Source organism: Sinomonas halotolerans, from assembly GCF_039615075.1.
GTDB classification, from domain to species: domain Bacteria; phylum Actinomycetota; class Actinomycetes; order Actinomycetales; family Micrococcaceae; genus Sinomonas; species Sinomonas halotolerans.
On record NZ_JBDFRB010000017.1, the window covers coordinates 23,827 to 42,918 of the forward strand.

The following is a 19,092-nucleotide window of genomic DNA, read 5'->3' on the forward strand; positions in this document are numbered from 1 at the left end:
TCTCCGGTGGGACCTGTGGATTGACCGAGACCAGTTGCGGTGGCAAGAGTGTAGCCCCGGGCCGCGGGCCCTCGACAGGGTCCGGCGTTCGTTCGTGCTCGTTATGGACCGCGGAGGCGGCGCGCCGGGACCGACACGCCGCCTGAGGGGCCCTGCGGTGCCGAACACGAGCACGAGCGCGCACAGCGGGGCGGCCGCGCGCAGATGCGGGGGCTGCGGGATGAGCCGGCTGCCCTAGCGCCTCCAGGGCGTCTGGTCCACCTGCACCGCGACGACGAACAGGTGCTGCCCCTGTTCGATCTTCTCCACCTCGATCACGCGGACCTGGCTCCGGGCGGAACTGCCCGCGCGCCCCACTCCCACGCCGTAGGTGAGGTAGCCCTCGAAGTCCCCCGCCGAGGCGTAGCGGGTGATGGCCGTGTAGCCCACCGCGGGGTCAGGAGCGGACACGATGGTGCTCGCCGTCCCGTCCTCGGTGTGGGCCTGGGCGGGGTTGAAGCGGATGCGGAGGACGGCCGCCGTGCCCGGCATCGGGATCGTCGCGCCGCTGCCGTCCTGGATCAGCTGGGGCACGTACTCGAGCTCGTAGCCGGGGAAGGCGCCCTTGAAGCGGAAGCTCATCTGGTCATAGGGGCGGGCCTCGCCGGAGGGGTGCGCGCCCACGCCGATCGTGTAGAGGTACGGGAGGGGAGGCTCGGGCGGCTGCGCGATGGGCGGCCGGAGCTCGTGCGCGATCCGCCAGGGCGAACCCGGCGCGGGGATCCCCCAGTCGTGCTTGAGGGCTGAGGAGATGACCCGGTCACCCGGGCGGGGGGAGGCCGTCCCGCTGGTGTCAGCCGGTGGGGTTGGGGCCGACGGCGAACTGGTCGCCGTCGCGGTCACCGTCGCCGTGACGGTCGTGGTCACCGTGGCCGTGGGGGCCGGGGAGGGCTGGCCGACGCACCCGGACAGCAGGACGGCGGCAGTGCCGGCCAGGCAGAGGAGGCGCGGGCGGATGAAGGACGCTGGCATGGCTGCTCCTTGGGGTCCTGGTGTCACGCCATCAAGGATGGGTGGACCCGCAGGGTTTCCCCAGAGGCTTTGGCCCCTGCGGCCAGCAGTCCCACCCGCCCGCGGGCGGCTACAGCCGGGCGCTCCCCGTGAGGCGTTCGACGGCGTCCGCCGCCGCGGCGGGGTCGTGCGGCACGTTGTCCAGGGCACGGTGGATGGTGAGGCCCTCGATGAGCGCGTCGAGGAGCCTCGCGGTGACCGGGTCGAAGCGGGCCTCGAGCGCGCGGCGGCTGCGCGCCATCCACGCGTTCGTGATGTCGCGGAAGCCCGGACTGCGGGCGGCGAGGGTGTAGAGCTCGTGGGTGAGGACGAGCTCGCGCTGGGTGCCGAGGACGTCCTCGGTGATGATCGCGACCACGGCGGCCTTCGCGGCTTCGCAGTCCCCCGCGCCGGCCAGCCGCCGCTCGAACACCTCCCCCACGGTCCCGGCGAAACGCGTGAACGCCTCGCGCAGGAGCTCGTCCATGCCCTCGAAGTGGTAGTGGATCGAGCCGAGCGGGATGTCCGCCGCTGCCGCGATCCGGCGGTGCGTCGTGCCCGCGACCCCCACGTCAGCGATCACGTCCAGGCACGCCTCGACGATCCGGCCGCGACGGTCCGGGTCGGTCCTCCGCGGTCGGCGCGCCGCCCGCTCGGAGGGCGCGGGAGGGGCCTGGCTCGCGGCGCCCGACGGCGCGGCGGTGCCCCCGCTGCCCGTCGCGGCACCCGGGGCGGGTCGCGCCGCCTGCTCAGGCATCGGCGTCGTCAATGACCCGGATGACCCGCGCGGGGTTGCCGACCGCGACGACGTTGGCCGGGATGTCCCTGGTGACGACCGAGCCGGCGCCGATGACGCTGTTCTCGCCGATCGTGACGCCCGGGCACACGATCACGCCGCCGCCGAGCCACACGTTGTCCCCGACGGTGATGGGCTCCGCCGCCTCGAGCCTGTCCCTGCGGGGCTGCGGCTCGATGGGATGCGTAGGGGTGAGCAGCTGGACGTTGGGGCCGATCTGGCAGTCCTCGCCGATCGTGATGCGCGCGACGTCCAGCGCCGTCAGGTTGTAGTTGATGAACGTGCGTGCACCGACGAAGATCTGCTCGCCGTAGTCCACGTACAGGGGCGGCTTGATGAAGGCGCCCTCGCCGAGCTCGCCGAGGAGCTCCGCGAGGAGCGGGCGGGCGAGGCCCTCGTCTGCGACCGCCGCACGGTGGTACGCGTCGGCGAGCTGCACCGCACGCTGGGCGCGGCGGGCGCTCTCCGGGTCGTCCGAGATGTAGAGCTCGCCAGCGAGCATCCGCTCGCGGTTGGTCCGGGGGTCGCCTGCGAAGTAGCCCATGGTCTGCAAGGGTATGGCCCCTATGGACATATGTCCATATAGCACCCGTCGCCGGAGTCGCCCAGAGGGGCGTTCTTTCGTGCTCGTGATGGATCCCCTCAGCGGCGTGTCAGCACCGACACGCCGCCTTCGGGCCAGTGCCGGGATCCATAACGGGCAGGAGCTCACACCGGGCCTCGTGCCGGTCGCGCCGTTTGCGCGCGACGCGCGCGGTCAGACCCGGGCGCGGTCAGACCCGGGCGGTGTGCCCGCGGCGCCCGAGCGCGAGGCCCAGGGCGAGCATGCCGATGCCGAGCACGAGGTGCAGGATGTTGTCCGCGGCGTTCACGGGGACGAAGTTCGCGGGGTTGGGACCGGCCACGAACAGACCGTAGAGGAACAGCACCAGGTACACAGCGCCGCCCCAGACGAGGAAGGACCGGGCACCGCCGTGCGTCCGAGCCATCGCCAGGCCGGCCACGCCGAAGAGCAGGTGCACGATGTTGTGCAGGACGGACACCTGGAAGATGCCCAGGAGGAGCGCGCTGGAATCGTGGCCCGCGCCGTCCAGCGCCCCGGTGGTGATGCCCGGGACGAACCCGAGCACAGCGACGAGGAGGAAGACGATGCCGACAGCGGCCGAGGCGGTCTGCGCGGGCGTCCGCGCTGCGGTGGTAGTGGCCATGGGTACTCCTTGGTCGGACGGATGCCGGTCGTTGGGTGGAGAAGCCCGGCAACCGGTCTATACCCAGCGGTAGCAGTTCTAGCGCCGCCGCGTCAGTAGCACTTGAGGAGGCGCTGGAGCGCCTCCATGATCTCCGTCTCGCCGTGCGGCTCCCGCTCGACCGCCACGTCCAGGGTCTCTCCGCGCAGGCTCACCGTGAACCGGCCCCCCACGTACTTCACCGTCACCCCGGGCTTGCTGGCCTTGCGGAACCTGACCACTGGAATCCTCCTGACGAACCCCGCGCCGCCTGCGCGGCTTCGGGAACTGAGGTCAAGGATGCGCCCGGTCCGCTGCCGGGCGGCGAAGGGAACCGCGAGGATCCGCACAGCTTTGTGCTGGGTCGCCCTGCGCCGGTTGTGCACGTGCCAGCGCAGCCGCGCGCCGGTTCAGGCGCGCCGCTTCGGGAAGCCGAACCGGTCGCCGTCGTCCGCAGCGCGCACGACGGCGCCGCGCGCCTGCCGCCGTGCCTGCTCTTCCAGCCCGCCCACCGAGGGATAGCGCGAGGAGAAGTGGGTCAGGACGAGGCTCCGCGCCCCGGCCGAGCCCGCGAGCGCGCCCGCCTGCCCGGCGGTGAGGTGGAGGTACTGCTCGGCAAGCGCGGCGTCGTCGTCGCTGAAGGTGCTCTCGGCGACGAGGAGGTCGGCACCGTCCGCGAGCGCCTCGGCGCCCTCGCACACGGCAGTGTCCATGACGAACGCGAACCGCTGGCCGGGCCGCGGGACGCTGACGTCCTCGAGCCGCACCCCGGCGAGCCGGCCCTCCCGCGCGAGCCGCCCGGCGTCGTGCCCCTTGATCCCCACGGCCGCGAGGCGCTCGGGGACGAGCGTGCGGCCCTCTGGCTCGGCGAGCCGGTACCCGTACGTCTCGATGCGGTGCCGCAGGGGCCGCACCTCGAGGCCGTCGGCCACCTCGCCTGCCGCGCCGTGCGGGACCAGACGGAGGTCGACGCCGGGCGAGGCCACCGCGACGAGCGCGCGCACCACGTCCTCCCCGGACGCGGGGTAGTGCAGGTGCACGGGGTGCTGCACGCCGTCGAGCGCCATGCGGGAGAGCACGCCCGGCAGCCCATAGCAGTGGTCGCCGTGGACGTGGGTCAGGCAGATGCGCGTGACCCTTGTCGCGGAGACGCCGGCGTGGATCATCTGGCGCTGGGTGCCCTCGCCCGGGTCGAAGAGGAGCCCCTCCCCGTCCCAGAGGAGGAGGTAGCCGTTGTGGTTCCGCGTCCGGGTGGGCACCTGGGAGGCCGTGCCGAGGACCACGAGTTCGCGCATGGTGCCCAGTATGGTGGCCTGGACGCTCTCGAGAACCTTCTGGACGAGGAGAACCATCCATGACTGAGCCCGTGATCCGCCTCGAGCGGCAGCTCCCCCACCCGCCCGCGGCCGTCTGGTCCGCCCTCACGCAGCCCGAGCTCCTGGCGCGCTGGTGGGCCGCCGGGGACATCGCCCCCACCGTCGGGCACCGCTTCACCCTCGACATGGGCGCCTGGGGCACCCAGCAGTGCGAGGTCCTGACCGTCTCCCCCGAGCGCGAGATGACCTTCCTCTTCGCCGAGGGCGTGCTCGACACGACCGTCACGTGGCGGCTCGAGCCGGTCGACGGCGGCACTCTGCTGCACCTCGAGCACGCGGGCTTCCGGTTCGACACGCCCATGGGGGAGCAGGCCTTCAACGGCATGGGCTCGGGCTGGCCGGGCGTCCTCGCGCGGCTCGACGAGGTCCTCCTCGAGTCACCCTCGCGGTAGGCCGGGTGCGGGGGGAGGGGGTCCGCCGCGGCGAGCCGCACCGTCGCCGTCGCCCTGCAGGAAGGCGAGCACCGCGGCGACCCGCCGGTGCACGCCCGTCGCGGGGATGCCGAGCTTCGTGAAGATGGCGTTGACGTGCTTCTCGACGGTCGACGACGACAGGTACAGCGCCTGCTCGATGCCGGCGTTTGTCCTTCCGCGCGCCATCTCCCGCAGCACCTCCAGCTCCCGCGGCGACAGCTCGGCCAGCGGGTTGGCCGCGGCGGCGCTCCGGCGCCGCACGAGCGTGTCCACGATGAGGGGGTCGATGACCGAGCCCCCGAGCCGCACTTCGCGCAGCGCATGCACGAGGTCCTCGAGGTCGCCGACACGGTCCGTACCCGAGGCCGGCCGATCCCTCCGCGAAGAGCGCGAGCGCGTAGCTCTCGTCCGCGTGCTGCGAGAGCACGACGACGCCCGTGTCCGGGTGGGCGGCGCGGATCGCACGCGCCGCATCGATCCCCTCCATCTGGTGCCCGGGCGGCATCCGGATGTCGGTGAGCACGGCGTCCGGCGAGAAGCGGCGCACGGCATCGAGCAGCTCGACGGCGTCGCCCGTGCAGGCGACCACGTCCACCTCCCCGGAGTCCACCAGGAGGCGCCGCACGCCCTCGCGAACGAGGTAGTTGTCCTCGGCGATCACGACTCGGAGCACGTCCGGCTCATCCGACGGCATGGCGCCCGTCCCCTTCCTTCTGCACCGGGAGCTCGACCAGCACCGTGGTTCCTGAGGGCTCGTTGCCGAAGACGCTCACACTGCCCCGCAGGGCCGCCACACGGTCGCGGATGTTCGCGAGGCCGCCGCGGGCTGCCGGCGCAGGGGCGCCGAGCCCGCACCCGTCGTCGCTGATCGAGATCCGGAGGCGTCCGTCGTTCCTTGCCAGCGCCACGGAAGCATGGGTCGCGTGGGCGTGCTTGGCGGTGTTCGCGAGCGCCTCGCGGACCACGTAGTACGCGGTTGTCTCCACATCGCTGGGGAACCGCTCGGCGCGGAGGTGCTCGTCGGCGTCGACCGTCAGGGGTATCGGGAACCGGGCGGCACTCGACTCGACCGCGGACACGAGCCCGCTGTCGCTGAGCACGGGCGGGTGGATGCCGTGCGCCAGCTCGCGAAGGTCGGTGAGCGTCTCGCGGGCCTGGTCCTGCAGCTCGGCGAGCTCCTCGGGCGTGAGCTGGCCGCGCTGGAGCCGGTTGCGGGCGAGGCGCAGGCCGGCGATCTGCGCCACGACGTTCTGCTGGATCCCGTCGTGGAGGTCGCGCTCGAGGCGCTTGCGCTCGTCGTCCTGCGCGGCGACGAGCCGCTCGCGGGAGGCGGTCAGCGCGTCGAGCTGCTCGGCGAGCCGGGCCGTGAGCCTGACGTTCGCGACCGCAGTCGTGGCCTGCCCTGCCACCGTCCGCAGCAGGTCGCGCTCCTGGTCGCTGTACTCCCCGCGGCGCCGGGGGCCCACCTCGATGCGGCCCAGCGTCTCGCCCGCCTGCCCGAGGTCACACGACGCCGTGGCCTCCCCCCGCGCGTCGCCCACCACGACGGTGGGCGAACCCACGGACCGGCTGCCGGGGCCGACGAGGGTGATCCGCACCCATGAGGCGTCGAGGCCATCGCGCACAGCTTCGGCGAGGCGGGCGAGCAGATCGTCGGGCTCGACCGACTGCTCCAGCCTCGACCCGAGCTCGCGCAGGAGCGTCAGCTGGCGGCGCGGGTCCCCGAAGACGGCTCGATGGATCCACTGCTGCAGCCACGCGCGCATCGGCAGCAGGCAGACGGCGAGCGCTGTGGTGAGGAGGGCGGCGCCGATTCCCGAGAGCCTGTCCCTGAGGAGCACGGCCGGCGCCGCCACCGCTATGGCGTAGAAGACGGTGATGAGGAGGCTGGCCGAACGTGTCACGGCCCGCCCGCGCTCGTCCGTGGCGATGTCGAAGGCGCCGTAGCGCAGGATGCCGTGGATGGCGGCGAGGGGGATCGCCGTCAGGGATGCGAAGACGGCGACCGTCACGACGACGTTGGCCGGCCCGTGCAGCCACAGCCCGAAACTGACGACAGTCGCCACGACGGTCCACATCATGACCCGCGTCTGCTGGCGGACCTCCGGCGCCCCGAACAGCGCCCTGCTCAGGAGCACGGCGACGCCGAGCGGCATGAGCGGCCACTCGACGACGACCCATTCGAGCACCGGCGCGGCCCACGCCAGGGCGGGGACGGCGAGTGGGTTGGAGCGGCCCTCGGACAGTCCGGCGAACTGCGGGACCAGGACATGCGGGGTCACGAAGAGCGAAGACGGGACGGCCAGCACGGGAACCCAGAGGAGGGCGACCGCGGTCCGCTGCCAGCGCCGCTCGAGGACCGCGGTGGGGAAGCCCGCAATCATGCTGAGGAGCCCGGCGCCGGCGACCGCGTCGGCCAGCATGGCGATCGTGTTCGCGAGCAGGAACCACGGCCGGTGGACCAGCTCCGGATCCTCGAACGCATACGTCTCGTACGCCGAGCCGACAGCCATTGCCGTGGCCGCGGCCGAGATGAAGACCGCCGAGCGTGACGAAGAGACCGTGAGGAGCCACATGCCGAAGGCGAAGACCGGCAGCACGCCCAGAAGGGGCCAGCCGAGGCCGTGGTCGTCCGGTGCGACGAAGCCACGGACGATCACGACATAGACGAGCGACGCCACTCCGATTGGAGCGAGCGCTGCGAGCAATGCCCATCTGCGGCCCACAGCCCTATGGTCCGCCTCCTTCGGGATCCGCGGGAGGGGGAAACCCCCGCGCCGGCATAGTGGCTCTCCCCCATTCCGCACTGCGGCCATCCCCCTTACAAGCCCGGTCCTCGTCTCCCTACCGTGGGGTGAGGGGATCCCCGACCTTCATCACGCACCAAGGAGGACCTCATGCGCAGGATCTATTCGGCCATCGCCTGGACCATCGCGGCGGGCGTCGTCGTCCAGGCCGCGTCGATCGCCTTCGGGCTGGGCGGGATGGCGCACTACATCCAGTCCGGCGGGGTCATCGACAAGGCCCTGGTCGAGAGCCGCGAGGCGACGTTCACGGGCGACCTCGGGTTCCCCATCCACGGCATTGTGGGCGGGATGGTCATCCCGATCGCCGCCCTCCTGCTGCTGGGCGTGGCGTTCTTCGTGAAGGTGCGCGGCGCGCGGCTCTGGGCGGCCATCGTGCTGGCCCTCGTGGCGCTGCAGATCACCCTCGGGTACTCCATCGCCGATATGCCCTATCTCGGCCTGGTCCATGGCGCGAACGCCCTGGCCGTGCTGCTCGCCGCCGTCTTCACGGCGCTGCGCGTAGGCCGGCGCTCCGTCTTCGGTGCCGAGAAGTCCGCGTCCGATGCCGTTGCGACCTAGGTCCCGGTGGGCCGCTGCCGCTGCCGCGGCCGTTGCGGTCGGATTCGGGGCCCTGGGCTGGAGCTCGACACTGCTCGGCGAGTACTCGGTCATGGACATGGGCGGCGGGCACGGGGGCCATGCCCCGGGCACGGGCGCAGGGACAGGCGCAGGCCAGCCCGTCGGCGCCCTCAGCGTGCCAGCGCTGACCGCGGACCCACTCCGACCCGCCGACGTCCACGCCGAGCTCGTCGCGAGGCAGGAGACGGTCGAGGTGCCGGGCGGTCGCCCCGTCGAGGGGTACACGGTCAACGGAACGTCCCCGGGGCCGACCATCCGGGCACGGCAGGGCGACCTGGTCGAGGTGGTGTTCGCCAACGAGTCCGTCCCGGTCGGGGCCACCCTGCACTGGCACGGCATCGACGTGCCGAACGCCGCCGACGGCGTCGCAGGCGTCACCCAGGACGCGGTCCCGCCGGGCCGGCGGCACGTCTACCGGTTCGTCGCCGAGGACGCCGGCACCTACTGGTACCACTCGCACCAGGTCTCCCACGAGCAGGTGGAGCGCGGGCTGCTCGGCGCGGTCGTCGTCGAGCCCCGCAGGCCGGGCAATCCAGGTGGGCCGGACGTCGTCGCCCTCCTGCACGTCTACGGGGGCCAGCACACCCTCAACGGGCGCGCGGAGGACGAGCACGTGGCGGCCCGGCCCGGGACAACCGCCCGAATCCGCGTCATCAACACCGACCAGGGCACCGCCGCCGTCTGGTCGGACTCCCCCCTGCGGGTCGTCGCGACCGACGGGCGCGACGTGAACGCGCCGACCAGCGTGGAAGGGCGGAAGGTGCTGGTGCCCGCGGGCGGACGCATGGACGTCACCGTGCAGGCGCCGGCCTCCGGCGCGGCACGCGTGCACCTCGGCGGCGCCCGGAGCGTCTTCGTGGGCGATCCCGGCGCGGAGGCGCCTGCCGCCCGGCAGCCGGAGGGGACGCTCGATCTGCTCTCCTACGGCAGCCCCGCGCCGGTCGGCTTCGACCCGCGCTCGCCCGACCTCGTCTTCGACTACACGATCGGACGCCGCCTCGGCCTCCTCGACGGGCGCCCCGGCAGCTTCTGGACCGTCAACGGCCGGCTCTTCCCGGACGTGCCGATGTTCCACGTGCGCGAGGGCAACGTCGTCGTGCTCCGCATTGCGAACGAGACCGGCGATGTGCACCCCATGCACCTGCACGGCCATCATGTCCTCGTGCTCTCGCGCAACGGGGAGCAGGCGTCAGGGAGCCCGTGGTGGGCCGACTCGCTGGACGTCCACCCGGGCGAGGCCTATGAGGTCGCCTTCACTGCGGACAACCCGGGCATCTGGATGGCCCACTGCCACACCCTCGCCCACGCGCTCGACGGCCTCGTGGCGCACGTGATGTACGAGGGCGTCTCGACTCCGTTCACTGTCAACGGGGCCGCTGGCAACCAGCCCGAGTGACTGCCGCGCCGGGTGCGGGAGGCCCTGCTGCTGCACCTCCCGCACCGCTGGCCCACAAGGGGCGATCGCGCGCAGGTCAGCCTCCCCAGACCTCGCCTGCCTCGAGCCGGGAGATCTGGGCGCGCGCCTGCTCCTCGCCGAGCCCAGCGCGCATGAGCTCCGCGACGAGGCGCTCGTGCCGGCGGAGTGCGTGCGCATGCGCCTCGCCCTGTCCCGGCGCCATTTCGTCGGCGTCGCCTGCCGCTGCTGCCACCCGGGGCACGACGGCGGCGGTCACCGGCGTCCTCCGTCGGCACCCGGGCGCGTCCCGGCGAGCAGGCCGGCCGGGGCGAGGAACGCCTCGAGCGCCGCGAGCGCCTCGGCCGTGCGCTCGAACACGGGAGGAGCCTCCTGCCCCGCCTTGGCGAGCCCCGCGGTGCGCTGGAGCCGGAGGCGGGCCTTCACCACCGCGTGCCGCGCTGCCACGAGGTCCCCGGGATGCAGGGTCAGGACGCCGACCACGCCGCGCAGGGCCTGGAGGGCGAGTGCGGCTGCCCGTGCCTCGTCGCAGCGGGCAGCCGTCCTATGGGATCTGAGTTCGTCTGCGCGTTCGGACCAGAGCCGGACCGCGGCGGTGCGGGCGGCCTCGGTCCAGGCCGTATCGGCGCGGGCGGCGCGAGGGGGAACGGCATGGGCCGCGGGACGTGGGGCTGCTGCCAGAGCATGCTTCACGGGTGCCTCCGTGGGGGGGTCTGGAACACGTGGGGGCTGTCACACAGTCCATCCAGAATCGGCCATCCCCGGCCCCTTGCTGGAGGGCAAAAAGTCCCTAGACGTTCCCGGGAGGCCGCTTGCCGAGGGCTTTCCGGGGAATTATCAAGACAAACGATATGGGGTGCTGGGGTCTTGGACATCAGCAGGGGGGCAAGGCCCTGCGCACTGGAGCTCCAGGAGGCAGCAGTGTTGCCGCAGTCCAACAGACCGATGAGGAGCACGCGGCACGTCCGCGTGTTCATCCTGGACGGGCACGAACTGGTCAGGAGAGGACTCCGCAGCCTGCTCGAGGGCGCGGGCGTGGCCGTGGTGGGCGAGTCGGATTCGGCGCGCGAGGCCTTAAGGGACATCACCGGGCTCAGAGCGGATGTCGCCGTCCTCGGGACCACCATCATGGACGGATTCGCCGTCGAGGTCTGCCGTGAGCTCCGCTCCATGGACCCGCGGATCCGGTGCATCATCCTCAACGACGCCCATGACCAGGAGGCCATCCTCGACTCGATCCTGGCGGGTGCGCACGGCTACTTCGCCAAGGACATCAGCAACGGCGAGCTCCTGGACGCCATCCTGCGCGCCGCGGCCGGCGAGCCGCTGTTCGACCCGGATGCCGAGTCCCGCATCCGGCGCAGCCTCGCAGCCCCTGACGCCGCGAATCCTCGCCTGCGGGTCCTGACCCCGCAGGAGCGGAGGGTGCTCGCGCTCATCGGCCAAGGCCTGACCAACCGGGAGATCGCCCGGGAGCTCTCACTGGCCGAGAAGACCGCGCAGAACTACGCGTCGTCCGTCTTGGCCAAGCTCGGGGCCAAGCACCGCACCGAGGCGGCACTCCACTTCAGGACGGCGTTCGGGCCAGACCCCAACGGCGGCGGGCAGGGGCGCAACTGACCGTACGGAACGCTCAGTGCTCCGGTGCGGGACCGTGCGTCAGCTCCTCGCGGGCCTCCGCGATCGCCTGCGTGAGCCGGTTGACCATCCCGGTCACGAGCTGCAGCTGCGCCGGCGTGTACTCCGCGAGGACGGGGAGCATGTGCCGGACCATCGGGTCGAACATCTCCCGGCCGGTCGCCCGTGCACTGGGCGTGGCGGCGAGCTCCACCTGACGACGATCCGCGTGTGAGGGCCGGCGCTCGAGGTGCCCGGAGCGCTCGAGGCGGTCCAGCACGGACGTCATCGCCGCCGAGCTGAGCACGAGCCGCTCGCGCAGCGCGCCGGGGGTCGCCGTCGTGCCCTCCCGCTCCGCCTCCACCACGGCGTTGAGCGCGTGGATGTCGTTGCGCGCCAGTCCGTGCTGGCGGCGCACCGTCTCGGCGTAGCGCTCTGCCTCGTTGGTGAACTTCTGCAGGAGGAAGAGCAGCTCGAAGCCCGGGGCGCCGCGCATCTGGTCGCGCCCCTGGCCGGGCTCGGCGCCCGTCCCTGGGCGGGCGGCTTCGGGGGGCCCGGCGGACTCGGAGTGGTCGTGCACGTCGGACATTCTAGGCTCGCCCCCTCGCCGCAGCCTCGAACGCGCCGGCGTCCTTGGCCTCCCGGTACGCCTCGAGCGCGGCGGCGCGGCTCTGGGCCAGGTCCACGCACTGCTCGGGGTATCCGTCCGTGCCGAGCTCCGGGATCCACGCACGGGCGTACTCGCCGTCGGGATCGAACTTCTTCGCCTGCGCCTCAGGGTTGAAGATGCGGAAGAACGGCGAGGCGTCCGCCCCGGAGCCCGCCACCCACTGCCAGTTGAACGGGTTGCTGGCGGCGTCCGCGTCCACGAGAGTGTCCCAGAACCACTCCTCCCCGGCGCGCCAGTGGATGCCGAGGTTCTTCACGAGCAGGCTCGCCGAGACCATCCGCACCCGATTGTGCATCCAGCCCGTGGCCCACAGTTCGCGCTGCCCCGCATCCACGATCGGGAACCCCGTGCGCCCCCGCTGCCACGCGGCCAGGAGCGCGCGGGCGTCCCCGTCGTCGTCGGCGCCGCCCGCCCTGCTGTCTCCGCCGTCGGCTCGATGCCACGGGTACGCGTCGAACTCGGGGCGGAGGTTCGCGGTGCCCAGGTCCGGGCGGTGGTAGAGCGTGTGCCACGCGAACTCGCGCCAGCCGAGCTCGGAGGCGAAGACCGCGCTGCCCTCGGGCGCGTCCCGCCGGTGCCCGGCCACGGCGTGCCACACCTGGAACGGGCTCACGTGGCCCCAGCGCAGGTACGGGGAGAGGCGGCTCGTGCCCCCGCGGGCGGGGAGGTCCCGGGTGTCCGGGTAGGCAGCGAGCCCAGCGGGCCCAGTCGGGGCGCCGCGGCCCGAGCGGGCCCCAACGAATTCCTCGAGCAGCCGGTGGCCCGCGGCCTCGCCCGGCTCCCACGCCTCGGCGAGCGGGCCCGACCAGTCGGGCCGGGTGGGCAGGAGGCCCCAGTCGGCGAGGTCATCGGACTCCAGGGCGGCCTGGATGCCGCGGGGCGACTCCTGGCCGCGCGGTGCAGGCAGGGGATTGCGGTGGTCCCGGCCGGAGAGCTCGCGCCAGAACGGGGTGAACACCCTGTAGTGCGTGCCCTGCCGGGTGGCCAGCTCCCACGGCTCGTGCAGGAGGGAGGCGTGGAAGCTCTCGGCCGTGCGTCCGGCCGCGCGGACCGCGGCCTTCACGGCGGAATCGGCGTCCCGCTCCGGCCCGCCGTAGCGGCGGTTCCACGCCACATGGCCGGCACCGCAGTCCTCGGCGGCCTGGGGCACGACGGCGGCTGCCGGGCCCCTGCGGAGCACGAGGGGCACGTTGAGGTGCTTCAGGGACGCCGCGAGGTCCACGAGCGCGTGGTGCAGCCACCACCGCGCGGCCCCGCCGAGGGGGCGGATGCCGGGCGAGTCCTGGTCCAGGACGTAGAGCGCCACCGTGGGCCCGTGCGCGAGGGCCGCGCGCAGTGCGGGGTTGTCCGCCACGCGGAGGTCGTCGCGGAACCATACGAGGGAAGGGTGCTGGGTCATTGCTCCATCCAGATCCAGATCAGCAGCAGGGTCACGGCGAAGCCCGTCGCGTAGTTGAGCCACAGGAAGCGCCGCCAGCCCGCCCGGGTGCGCGCCGCGTCGTCGTCCGTCACGCCCCAGAACACGGCCGCGTTGACCGCGTACGGGAGCGCGAGCAGGCCCGCGAGCAGCCCGGGAGCCGGGCCCGTGCCCGCTCCCGCAGCCGCAGCCGTGGATGCCCCGACGGGCATAGGTTCCCCCGTCCCCATGAATGCCGCTCCGGGCATGAATCCACTGGCGGCGACGAGCGCGCCCGCCGCGAGGTAGCCGAGGACGGCGGAGCGAACCGTGGCGCGCGCCCCGACGAGGGTCGCCACCGAGCCGATCCCGGCCTCCCGGTCCGGCCCGATGTCCTGCACTGCGCCGAACGCGTGGCTCGCCATGCCCCACAGGAAGAACGCGCCGAGGATCGCCACGGCGGCCGGTGTCAGTCCCGTACCCGCAAGCGCCAGCCCGTACACGGCGGGCGAGACGAAGTGCGTGCTCGAGGTCGCCGAGTCCAGCACCGCGCGCTCCTTGAAGCGAAGCCCCGGCACGCTGTACGCGGCCACGGCGAAGAGGGAGACCGCGAGCACCGCCCAGCTCGCCGGGCCGCCGCCCAGCACGAGCAGCGCCACGAACGGCACGCAGCCGCCCCACGCCGCCCACAGCGCCGGGCGGTGCAGGGGCGGCGGGAGCACGGCACCCTCGGCGCCGCCCTTGCGCGGGTTGAGCACGTCGGAGGCGTAGTCGAAGACGTCGTTGGTGCCGTACATCGCGAGGTTGTAGGGAACCAGGAAGAACAGGGTCCCCACCGCGAGCCGCCAGTCCACCCCGCCGCCGGCCAGGAGGTAGGCCGCCGCGAACGGGTACGCCGTGTTGACCCACGAGACCGGACGAGAGGAGACGAGCAGCGCACGCAGGAACCCCTCGCGCCCGCGCAGCCGCGTCCAGAGTGCCGGCACGAGGACGGCCGCCGCGAGCGGGTAGCCGAAGTCCTCGACCGGGGCCAGCCCCACCGCCGTCCCCGTGAGCGACTCCGGCGCGTAGGAGAAGAGGCCCGCGGCGATCATGAGGTTGTCGAAGACGGCGGTGAGCACGAGCAGTGCCGCGGCGGCCGCAAGGAGCGGCATGGTGGCCGGGCGGCGCGCCTTCCGGGAGGCAGCGAGCACGACGGCGATCCCTCCTGCCGCGGCCAGGAAGGCGAGGTCGAGGGCCAGGTACGTCATGGCCCGGCCACCCGGTCTGGTTCCGCGGCGCGAGCCGGGCCTGGGTTCTGGCCCGCTCGGCCGCGCCCTTCAAGGATCCGGGCGGCACCGGCGTAGAGGGCCAGGGCCGTGTAGGAGAAGAAGGCCAGGAACACGGGCTCCTCGAGCGGGAGCTCGGGGGCGAGCATGATCCCCGAGGCCCACACCGAGGTCCCCGCCCGGAAGATGCCCGCGGCGATCGCCGCGACATCCCACGCGAGGAAGAATGCCGTGCCCGCCGCGACCGCGAGGGCCGTGGCGAGCGGGGCGCGCCAGAACGCGAGCCGGAACCGCGCGTCCAGGGCGGCCACCCCTGCGGCGGCGGCGAGGATCGCCACAAGGTAGGTCATGCATGCCCTCCGCCCGCCACGCGGACAGGCTCCGGCGCCCCGGCTCCGCCCGCCACGCGGACAGGCTCCGGCGCCCCGGCTCCGTCTGGGTTCGCCGACGTGGCCCCGGGTGCTTGGGACGTGACCCCAGGTCCTTGGAAGGTGACCCCGCGTCCTTGGGAGGTGACCCCGCGTCCTTGGAAGGTGACCCCGCGTCCTTGGAAGGTGACCCCAGGTCCTTGGGACGTGACCCCGGGTCCTTGGGAGGTGACCCCGGGTGCTTGGGGGGCGGCGAGGGGCGGACCCAAGGGGCCCGGCCGGGCGTCCCCGCGGACGCGCTTGAGCACGAGCTCTGCACTGATGAGGCACATGGGCACCCCGATCCCGGGCCGCACGGACGCCCCGGCGTAGAGGAGCCCCTCCACCTTCGGGCTCGCGTTGCCCGGCCGGAACGCGGCGCTCTGGGCGAGGGTGTGCGCGAGGCCGAGGGCCCCGCCGCGCCACGCGTTGACGTCCTCGGCGAAGTCGGCCGGGCCCCACGTGCGGCGCACGGCGATCCGCTCCGCGAGGTCCGGCACCCCGGCCCACGCGGCCACCTGCCGCACCGCCGCATCGGCGATCGCCTCGACGGCGGGAGAGCCCGCGCCGTCGTGCCCCCCGCGGCCCCACTCCGGCGCGGCGGCGGAGGGCACGAGGACGAACAGGCTCTCGTCCCCGAGCGGGGCCACGCCCGGGTCGGTCGCGCTCGTGCGGGAGACGTACACGGACGTGGTCTCCCCGGGCGCGCGTCCCTGCCCGATCCGGCCGAACCCGTCCCGCCAGTCGCTGGCGAAGAAGAGGCTGTGGTGGGCCAGCTCGGGCAGCCGGCCGCGCACGCCGAGGCACGCGAGGACCGCGCCGGGGCCGGGGTCGCGGCGCGCCCAGGCCCGCTCGGGGTGGGCCTGCAGCTCCTCGGGCAGCAGCGCCGTCTCGAGGTGGTGCAGGTCCGCCGCGCCGACGACGACGGAGGCGCCCGCGCGGTGCTCGCGGCCGGCGTCGTCGGTCCACACCACGCCCTCCACCCGCGGGCGCCCAGCTGCGGGGCCCGTGACGATCCGCGTGGCCCGCGCCCCGGTGTGGATCTGCGCGCCGGCGGCGCGGGCGAGCCGCTCCATGGCATCGACGAGCGCGGCGAACCCGCCCTCGGGGTAGAGGACGCCCTGGGCGAGGTCAAGGTGGCTCATGAGCTGGTACAGCGCGGGCGCACGGTACGGGGTGGTGCCGAGGAACACGGCCGGGTAGCCGAGGATCTGCCGCTGCCTCGGGTCCCCGAACCGCTGGGCCACGCGGCCATGCAGGGACTGCGCGAGGAGTGCGGCCAGGCGCGCGGCCCGGCCGAGCACCTCGGGGTGTGCCAGCCCGCGCAGCGAGCCGAAGTCGTTGTAGAGGAAGTGCCGCAGCGCCACCGAATAGGCGTCCTCCGCCTCGTCCAGGTACGCCGCGAGCGCGGCGCCGGAGCCGGGGTCGAGGGACTCGAAGAGCGCCACCGCGCCCTCGCGGCCGGCGGGCACGTCCACGGGGGCGGGCTGCCCCTCGAAGAACACCCGGTACGCGGGGTCCAGGGAGGTGAGCCGCAGCTGCTCGCCGGCGCTCGTGCCCATGAGCCGGAACCAGTGGTCGATCACCTCCGGCATGAGGTACCACGAGGGCCCGGTGTCGAACCTGAACCCGCCCGACTCCCAGCGCCCGGCGCGCCCGCCCAGGGCGTGGTTCTGCTCGAGCAGCTGCACGGCGTGCCCGTCCCGGGCCAGCAGGCCCGCGGTGGCGAGTCCGGCGATCCCGCCTCCGATCACGACGACGGCGCGCGGCTGGCGGCGTGCGGGGCGCCGCGCCCGCTGGGGGCGGTTCACGCGGCCCGCCGCTCGGGCAGCGCCGGCGAGGGACCGGCGTCGTGCGCGAAGGCCGGGCCCAGGCCCAGGAGGACGGCGGCGGCGAGCCGGAGCTTGGCCAGCGCGGGGACGCGCACGCGGGTCGTGACGAGGACCTCGGCGGGGCACGCCTCGATCCGGTCCGCGAGCTCGGCGAAGAGGGAGTGCGCGAGCGCCACGGCGCGGCGGGACGAGGCGGGGAGGCGGCGCAGGCCCGGCAGCGCGGCGTCGAGGTCCGCGCGCAGGTCGGCCAGGAGGCGAGTCTTCTCGGCCTCGGTCACGTGCAGCGGGTCCACGCCCGGGAAGTAGGCCCGGCCCAGCTCCTGGCCGTCCTGCCGGAGGTCGCGCAGGAAGTTGACCTTCTGGAACGCGGCGCCGAGGCGGCGGGCGGACTCCTCGAGCACCGCGCGCTCGGCCGGGAGCACGCCCACCCCGGCGAGGAACACCTTCAGGCACATGAGCCCCACCACCTCGGCCGAGCCGTGGATGTACACGCCGAGGGAGTCCTCGGTGTGGCCGCCGGGGTCGCAGTCGCGGCGCATCGAGGCGAAGAACGGGCCGGTCAGCTCGGGACCGATCCCGGCCCGCCGCGCCGTGCCGGCGAACGCGTGGACCACGGGGTTGGTGCTGTAGCCGAGGCCGATCGCGGCGAGGGTCTCGTCCTCGAGCCGCGCGAGCTGGTCGAGGACCGCCTCCGTGCCGAGCCCTGCCTCCGCGGCCGCGCCGTCCACGGCCTCGTCCGCGATCCGCACGAGGGCGTAGACGTTCTCGATGTCCCGCCGCTGCGGCGGCGCGAGCAGCCGGCACGCGAGCCCGAACGAGGTGGAGTAGCGGCGGATCACCACGGCGGCGCCTGCCTCGGCAGCGTCCGTGTACCGCGCCAGGGGCGTCTGCGCGGCTGCCGTCTGGGCGGTCATGTCAGTGGTCCCGGTGGAGCACGTGGTTGCAGATCCGGGTCAGCTCGGAGCGCAGGGCGGGCGGGAGCTCGCGTCGGCGGGCCTCGTCGAGCGCCTCGGTGACCATCGCGTGGGCGAGGGAGAGCGCGTACTCGTCCGCGCCGGCGTCGTGCAGCACCTCGCGCATCCTGTCCACGCGGTCGACGCCGTCCGCCTCCTCGTGCGCGCCCGCCGCCCCGGCGGCGTTCCCGGCACGCCCGGACGTGCCGCCCTGCCCGGCCGCGAGGTGGCGGGCCACCTCGGGGTGGTTCCGGGCGTAGGCCGTGAGGACCGTGAGCTTGCCCTCGCGCAGGTCGGAGGTGACGGGCTTGCCGGTCTGGCGCTCGTCCCCGAAGGTGCCGAGCACGTCGTCGATCACCTGATAGGCGGCACCGATGAGCATCCCCACCCGCGCAGCGTCCTCGCACTGCGGCTCGGGGGCGCCGGCGAGCATCGCGCCGAGGCGCAGGGGGGCGGCGAATGAGTAGGCGGCCGTCTTGAGCTGCTCCATCTCGAGCACGTCCTCGAGCGTGTTCCCCGTGCTGTGGGCCATGAGCACGTCGTCCAGCTCGCCCGCCGCGGCGTCGGAGACCGCGGCGTGGACCACGTCCGCGATCCGGGCCCCGAGCTCGGGGTCCTCGGAGGCGCCCTGGGCGAGCCGGAGGGATCCTGCGAGGAGGAGGTCGCCCGCGATCACGGCGACCGAGGCGCCGAGGTGGCGGGCCTCGTCGTCCGGCAGGCCCCGCCCGAGGGCGTCCTCGCGGTAGAGGCCGGCGACATTGGGGCGGCCTCGGCGGAGGAAGTCGCGGTCGATCACGTCGTCGTGCACCACGAGCGCGCCGTGGAGCAGCTCCACCGAGGCGCCCAGCAGCGCGCACGCGGACTCGTCGCGGCCCCCGTACGCGCCGTAGGCGAGGGCGAGGAGCTGGGGCCGGAGCCGCTTGCCGCCCTCGAGCCCCTGGCCGATGCGGTCCCACAGGACCGCGAGGCTCGCTGTGGGCGCGCCGGCGCGCGAGGACTCCACCCACTCCGCGATGGCGTGCTCGGTGGCGGGGCGGACATCGTCCCACCCCAAGGGGCCGTCCAGGAGGCCGCCGAGGGGACCGGCAGGGGCGCCGTCCGGGCCGGGCCGGGCCCCCGCTGCTGTCGTGACCGTTCGCATTGGCTCTCCTCGGGCGCGATTCTGGGGCATCGTTGATATCTCGATTGTCGAGAAATATGATCTTCGAGAAACATGATTCTGGAGAAAGGGTCCTGTGTAAAGGCCCCTCCTCCACCGGCCGAGGGGACA

At 73.7% G+C, this 19,092-nt stretch carries 21 protein-coding genes and 1 pseudogene; 4 read left to right on the forward strand and 18 right to left on the reverse strand.

Features of this window, described 5'->3' with window-relative positions:
• Nucleotides 1-234 precede the first annotated feature (234 nt).
• The 6 genes from ABCQ75_RS14425 to ABCQ75_RS14450 all read right to left on the reverse strand — a co-directional run bounded on the left by ABCQ75_RS14425 (nucleotide 235) and on the right by ABCQ75_RS14450 (nucleotide 4,346).
• A complete protein-coding gene (locus tag ABCQ75_RS14425; RefSeq protein ID WP_345886252.1) occupies nucleotides 235-1,011 on the reverse strand; it encodes an AMIN-like domain-containing (lipo)protein in 777 nt (258 codons plus the stop codon).
• 109 nt (nucleotides 1,012-1,120) lie between these two features.
• Entirely contained in the window at nucleotides 1,121-1,786 is a 666-nt protein-coding gene (locus ABCQ75_RS14430) for a TetR/AcrR family transcriptional regulator (RefSeq protein ID WP_345886254.1), read from the reverse strand.
• Entirely contained in the window at nucleotides 1,779-2,369 is a 591-nt protein-coding gene (locus ABCQ75_RS14435) for a sugar O-acetyltransferase (protein ID WP_345886255.1), read from the reverse strand. Before ABCQ75_RS14435 ends, ABCQ75_RS14430 begins: the two co-directional genes overlap by 8 nt.
• A gap of 229 nt (nucleotides 2,370-2,598) precedes the next feature.
• Nucleotides 2,599-3,033 (reverse strand): DUF4383 domain-containing protein, encoded by a 435-nt coding sequence (locus tag ABCQ75_RS14440; RefSeq protein ID WP_345886256.1) that lies wholly within the window; start codon nucleotides 3,031-3,033, stop codon nucleotides 2,599-2,601.
• 92 nt (nucleotides 3,034-3,125) lie between these two features.
• Entirely contained in the window at nucleotides 3,126-3,293 is a 168-nt protein-coding gene (locus tag ABCQ75_RS14445) for a hypothetical protein (RefSeq protein WP_345886257.1), read from the reverse strand.
• A 168-nt stretch (nucleotides 3,294-3,461) separates the two neighbouring features.
• A complete protein-coding gene (locus ABCQ75_RS14450; RefSeq protein WP_345886314.1) occupies nucleotides 3,462-4,346 on the reverse strand; it encodes a ribonuclease Z in 885 nt (294 codons plus the stop codon).
• Between the two features lie 59 nt (nucleotides 4,347-4,405).
• Between ABCQ75_RS14450 and ABCQ75_RS14455 the strand changes: the two genes are divergently transcribed.
• The gene (locus tag ABCQ75_RS14455) at nucleotides 4,406-4,819 is read left to right on the forward strand and encodes an SRPBCC family protein (protein WP_345886258.1); all 414 of its coding nucleotides are present in this window, start codon (nucleotides 4,406-4,408) and stop codon (nucleotides 4,817-4,819) included.
• Here the strand turns inward: ABCQ75_RS14455 and ABCQ75_RS14460 are convergent.
• From ABCQ75_RS14460 to ABCQ75_RS14470, 3 genes and pseudogenes are all read right to left on the reverse strand, one after another.
• Nucleotides 4,805-5,167, reverse strand: coding sequence for a response regulator transcription factor (locus tag ABCQ75_RS14460; protein WP_345886259.1), 363 nt, complete (start codon nucleotides 5,165-5,167; stop codon nucleotides 4,805-4,807). The genes ABCQ75_RS14455 and ABCQ75_RS14460 overlap by 15 nt on opposite strands.
• A gap of 106 nt (nucleotides 5,168-5,273) precedes the next feature.
• Nucleotides 5,274-5,534, reverse strand: a pseudogene (locus ABCQ75_RS14465) (response regulator transcription factor); the annotation flags it as partial.
• The gene (locus ABCQ75_RS14470) at nucleotides 5,521-7,521 is read right to left on the reverse strand and encodes a sensor histidine kinase (RefSeq protein WP_345886260.1); all 2,001 of its coding nucleotides are present in this window, start codon (nucleotides 7,519-7,521) and stop codon (nucleotides 5,521-5,523) included. The pseudogene ABCQ75_RS14465 and the gene ABCQ75_RS14470, both read right to left, overlap by 14 nt.
• Nucleotides 7,522-7,737: 216 nt before the next feature.
• Here ABCQ75_RS14470 and ABCQ75_RS14475 point away from each other — a divergent pair, with 216 nt between their 5' ends.
• On the forward strand, nucleotides 7,738-8,205 hold the full coding sequence (locus ABCQ75_RS14475; protein WP_345886262.1) for a hypothetical protein: 468 nt from the start codon (nucleotides 7,738-7,740) through the stop codon (nucleotides 8,203-8,205).
• Nucleotides 8,189-9,661, forward strand: a complete 1,473-nt coding sequence (locus tag ABCQ75_RS14480) for a multicopper oxidase family protein (RefSeq protein WP_345886264.1) — start codon at nucleotides 8,189-8,191, stop codon at nucleotides 9,659-9,661. Before ABCQ75_RS14475 ends, ABCQ75_RS14480 begins: the two co-directional genes overlap by 17 nt.
• A 76-nt stretch (nucleotides 9,662-9,737) precedes the next feature.
• On the opposite strand, the gene ABCQ75_RS14485 is transcribed toward ABCQ75_RS14480, so the two are convergent.
• Entirely contained in the window at nucleotides 9,738-9,938 is a 201-nt protein-coding gene (locus ABCQ75_RS14485) for a hypothetical protein (RefSeq protein ID WP_345886265.1), read from the reverse strand.
• Complete coding sequence (locus ABCQ75_RS14490) at nucleotides 9,935-10,372, reverse strand: hypothetical protein (protein WP_345886266.1); 438 nt, start codon at nucleotides 10,370-10,372, stop codon at nucleotides 9,935-9,937. The genes ABCQ75_RS14485 and ABCQ75_RS14490 overlap by 4 nt, the downstream gene beginning before the upstream one ends.
• Nucleotides 10,373-10,624: 252 nt before the next feature.
• On the opposite strand from ABCQ75_RS14490, the gene ABCQ75_RS14495 reads away from it, so the two are divergent.
• Nucleotides 10,625-11,299 carry a LuxR C-terminal-related transcriptional regulator gene (locus ABCQ75_RS14495; RefSeq protein WP_345886267.1) on the forward strand — a complete coding sequence of 225 codons (675 nt, stop codon included), beginning with the start codon at nucleotides 10,625-10,627 and terminating at the stop codon, nucleotides 11,297-11,299.
• A 13-nt stretch (nucleotides 11,300-11,312) separates the two neighbouring features.
• Here ABCQ75_RS14495 and ABCQ75_RS14500 read toward each other — a convergent pair whose 3' ends face one another.
• The 7 genes from ABCQ75_RS14500 to ABCQ75_RS14530 are packed head-to-tail and all read right to left on the reverse strand — an operon-like array spanning nucleotide 11,313 to nucleotide 18,963.
• Nucleotides 11,313-11,876 carry a MarR family winged helix-turn-helix transcriptional regulator gene (locus tag ABCQ75_RS14500; RefSeq protein ID WP_345886269.1) on the reverse strand — a complete coding sequence of 188 codons (564 nt, stop codon included), beginning with the start codon at nucleotides 11,874-11,876 and terminating at the stop codon, nucleotides 11,313-11,315.
• Between the two features lie 10 nt (nucleotides 11,877-11,886).
• Nucleotides 11,887-13,365 (reverse strand): cryptochrome/photolyase family protein, encoded by a 1,479-nt coding sequence (locus tag ABCQ75_RS14505; protein WP_345886271.1) that lies wholly within the window; start codon nucleotides 13,363-13,365, stop codon nucleotides 11,887-11,889.
• On the reverse strand, nucleotides 13,362-14,612 hold the full coding sequence (locus tag ABCQ75_RS14510; protein WP_345886273.1) for a prenyltransferase: 1,251 nt from the start codon (nucleotides 14,610-14,612) through the stop codon (nucleotides 13,362-13,364). The genes ABCQ75_RS14505 and ABCQ75_RS14510 overlap by 4 nt, the downstream gene beginning before the upstream one ends.
• On the reverse strand, nucleotides 14,609-14,980 hold the full coding sequence (locus tag ABCQ75_RS14515) for a lycopene cyclase domain-containing protein (protein WP_345886275.1): 372 nt from the start codon (nucleotides 14,978-14,980) through the stop codon (nucleotides 14,609-14,611). Before ABCQ75_RS14515 ends, ABCQ75_RS14510 begins: the two co-directional genes overlap by 4 nt.
• Nucleotides 14,977-16,848: a phytoene desaturase family protein gene (crtI, locus tag ABCQ75_RS14520; RefSeq protein WP_345886276.1), complete on the reverse strand. Its 1,872-nt coding sequence runs from the start codon at nucleotides 16,846-16,848 to the stop codon at nucleotides 14,977-14,979. The genes ABCQ75_RS14515 and crtI overlap by 4 nt, the downstream gene beginning before the upstream one ends.
• Nucleotides 16,845-17,783 (reverse strand): phytoene/squalene synthase family protein, encoded by a 939-nt coding sequence (locus tag ABCQ75_RS14525; RefSeq protein WP_345886277.1) that lies wholly within the window; start codon nucleotides 17,781-17,783, stop codon nucleotides 16,845-16,847. The genes crtI and ABCQ75_RS14525 overlap by 4 nt, the downstream gene beginning before the upstream one ends.
• 1 nt (nucleotide 17,784) lies before the next feature.
• The gene (locus ABCQ75_RS14530; protein WP_345886278.1) at nucleotides 17,785-18,963 is read right to left on the reverse strand and encodes a polyprenyl synthetase family protein; all 1,179 of its coding nucleotides are present in this window, start codon (nucleotides 18,961-18,963) and stop codon (nucleotides 17,785-17,787) included.
• Nucleotides 18,964-19,092: the final 129 nt, after the last annotated feature.

Excerpts from the sequence above, each read along its gene's own strand:
- ABCQ75_RS14425 (WP_345886252.1), bottom strand. The coding sequence starts at position 1,011 with ATGCCAGCGTCCTTCATCCGCCCGCGCCTCCTCTGCCTGGCCGGCACT.
- ABCQ75_RS14430 (WP_345886254.1), bottom strand. The coding sequence starts at position 1,786 with ATGCCTGAGCAGGCGGCGCGACCCGCCCCGGGTGCCGCGACGGGCAGC.
- ABCQ75_RS14435 (WP_345886255.1), bottom strand. The coding sequence starts at position 2,369 with ATGGGCTACTTCGCAGGCGACCCCCGGACCAACCGCGAGCGGATGCTC.
- ABCQ75_RS14440 (WP_345886256.1), bottom strand. The coding sequence starts at position 3,033 with ATGGCCACTACCACCGCAGCGCGGACGCCCGCGCAGACCGCCTCGGCC.
- ABCQ75_RS14450 (WP_345886314.1), bottom strand. The coding sequence starts at position 4,346 with ATGCGCGAACTCGTGGTCCTCGGCACGGCCTCCCAGGTGCCCACCCGG.
- ABCQ75_RS14455 (WP_345886258.1), top strand. The coding sequence starts at position 4,406 with ATGACTGAGCCCGTGATCCGCCTCGAGCGGCAGCTCCCCCACCCGCCC.
- ABCQ75_RS14475 (WP_345886262.1), top strand. The coding sequence starts at position 7,738 with ATGCGCAGGATCTATTCGGCCATCGCCTGGACCATCGCGGCGGGCGTC.
- ABCQ75_RS14480 (WP_345886264.1), top strand. The coding sequence starts at position 8,189 with ATGCCGTTGCGACCTAGGTCCCGGTGGGCCGCTGCCGCTGCCGCGGCC.
- ABCQ75_RS14495 (WP_345886267.1), top strand. The coding sequence starts at position 10,625 with ATGAGGAGCACGCGGCACGTCCGCGTGTTCATCCTGGACGGGCACGAA.
- ABCQ75_RS14505 (WP_345886271.1), bottom strand. The coding sequence starts at position 13,365 with ATGACCCAGCACCCTTCCCTCGTATGGTTCCGCGACGACCTCCGCGTG.
- ABCQ75_RS14510 (WP_345886273.1), bottom strand. The coding sequence starts at position 14,612 with ATGACGTACCTGGCCCTCGACCTCGCCTTCCTGGCCGCGGCAGGAGGG.
- ABCQ75_RS14515 (WP_345886275.1), bottom strand. The coding sequence starts at position 14,980 with ATGACCTACCTTGTGGCGATCCTCGCCGCCGCCGCAGGGGTGGCCGCC.
- ABCQ75_RS14525 (WP_345886277.1), bottom strand. The coding sequence starts at position 17,783 with ATGACCGCCCAGACGGCAGCCGCGCAGACGCCCCTGGCGCGGTACACG.
- ABCQ75_RS14530 (WP_345886278.1), bottom strand. The coding sequence starts at position 18,963 with ATGCGAACGGTCACGACAGCAGCGGGGGCCCGGCCCGGCCCGGACGGC.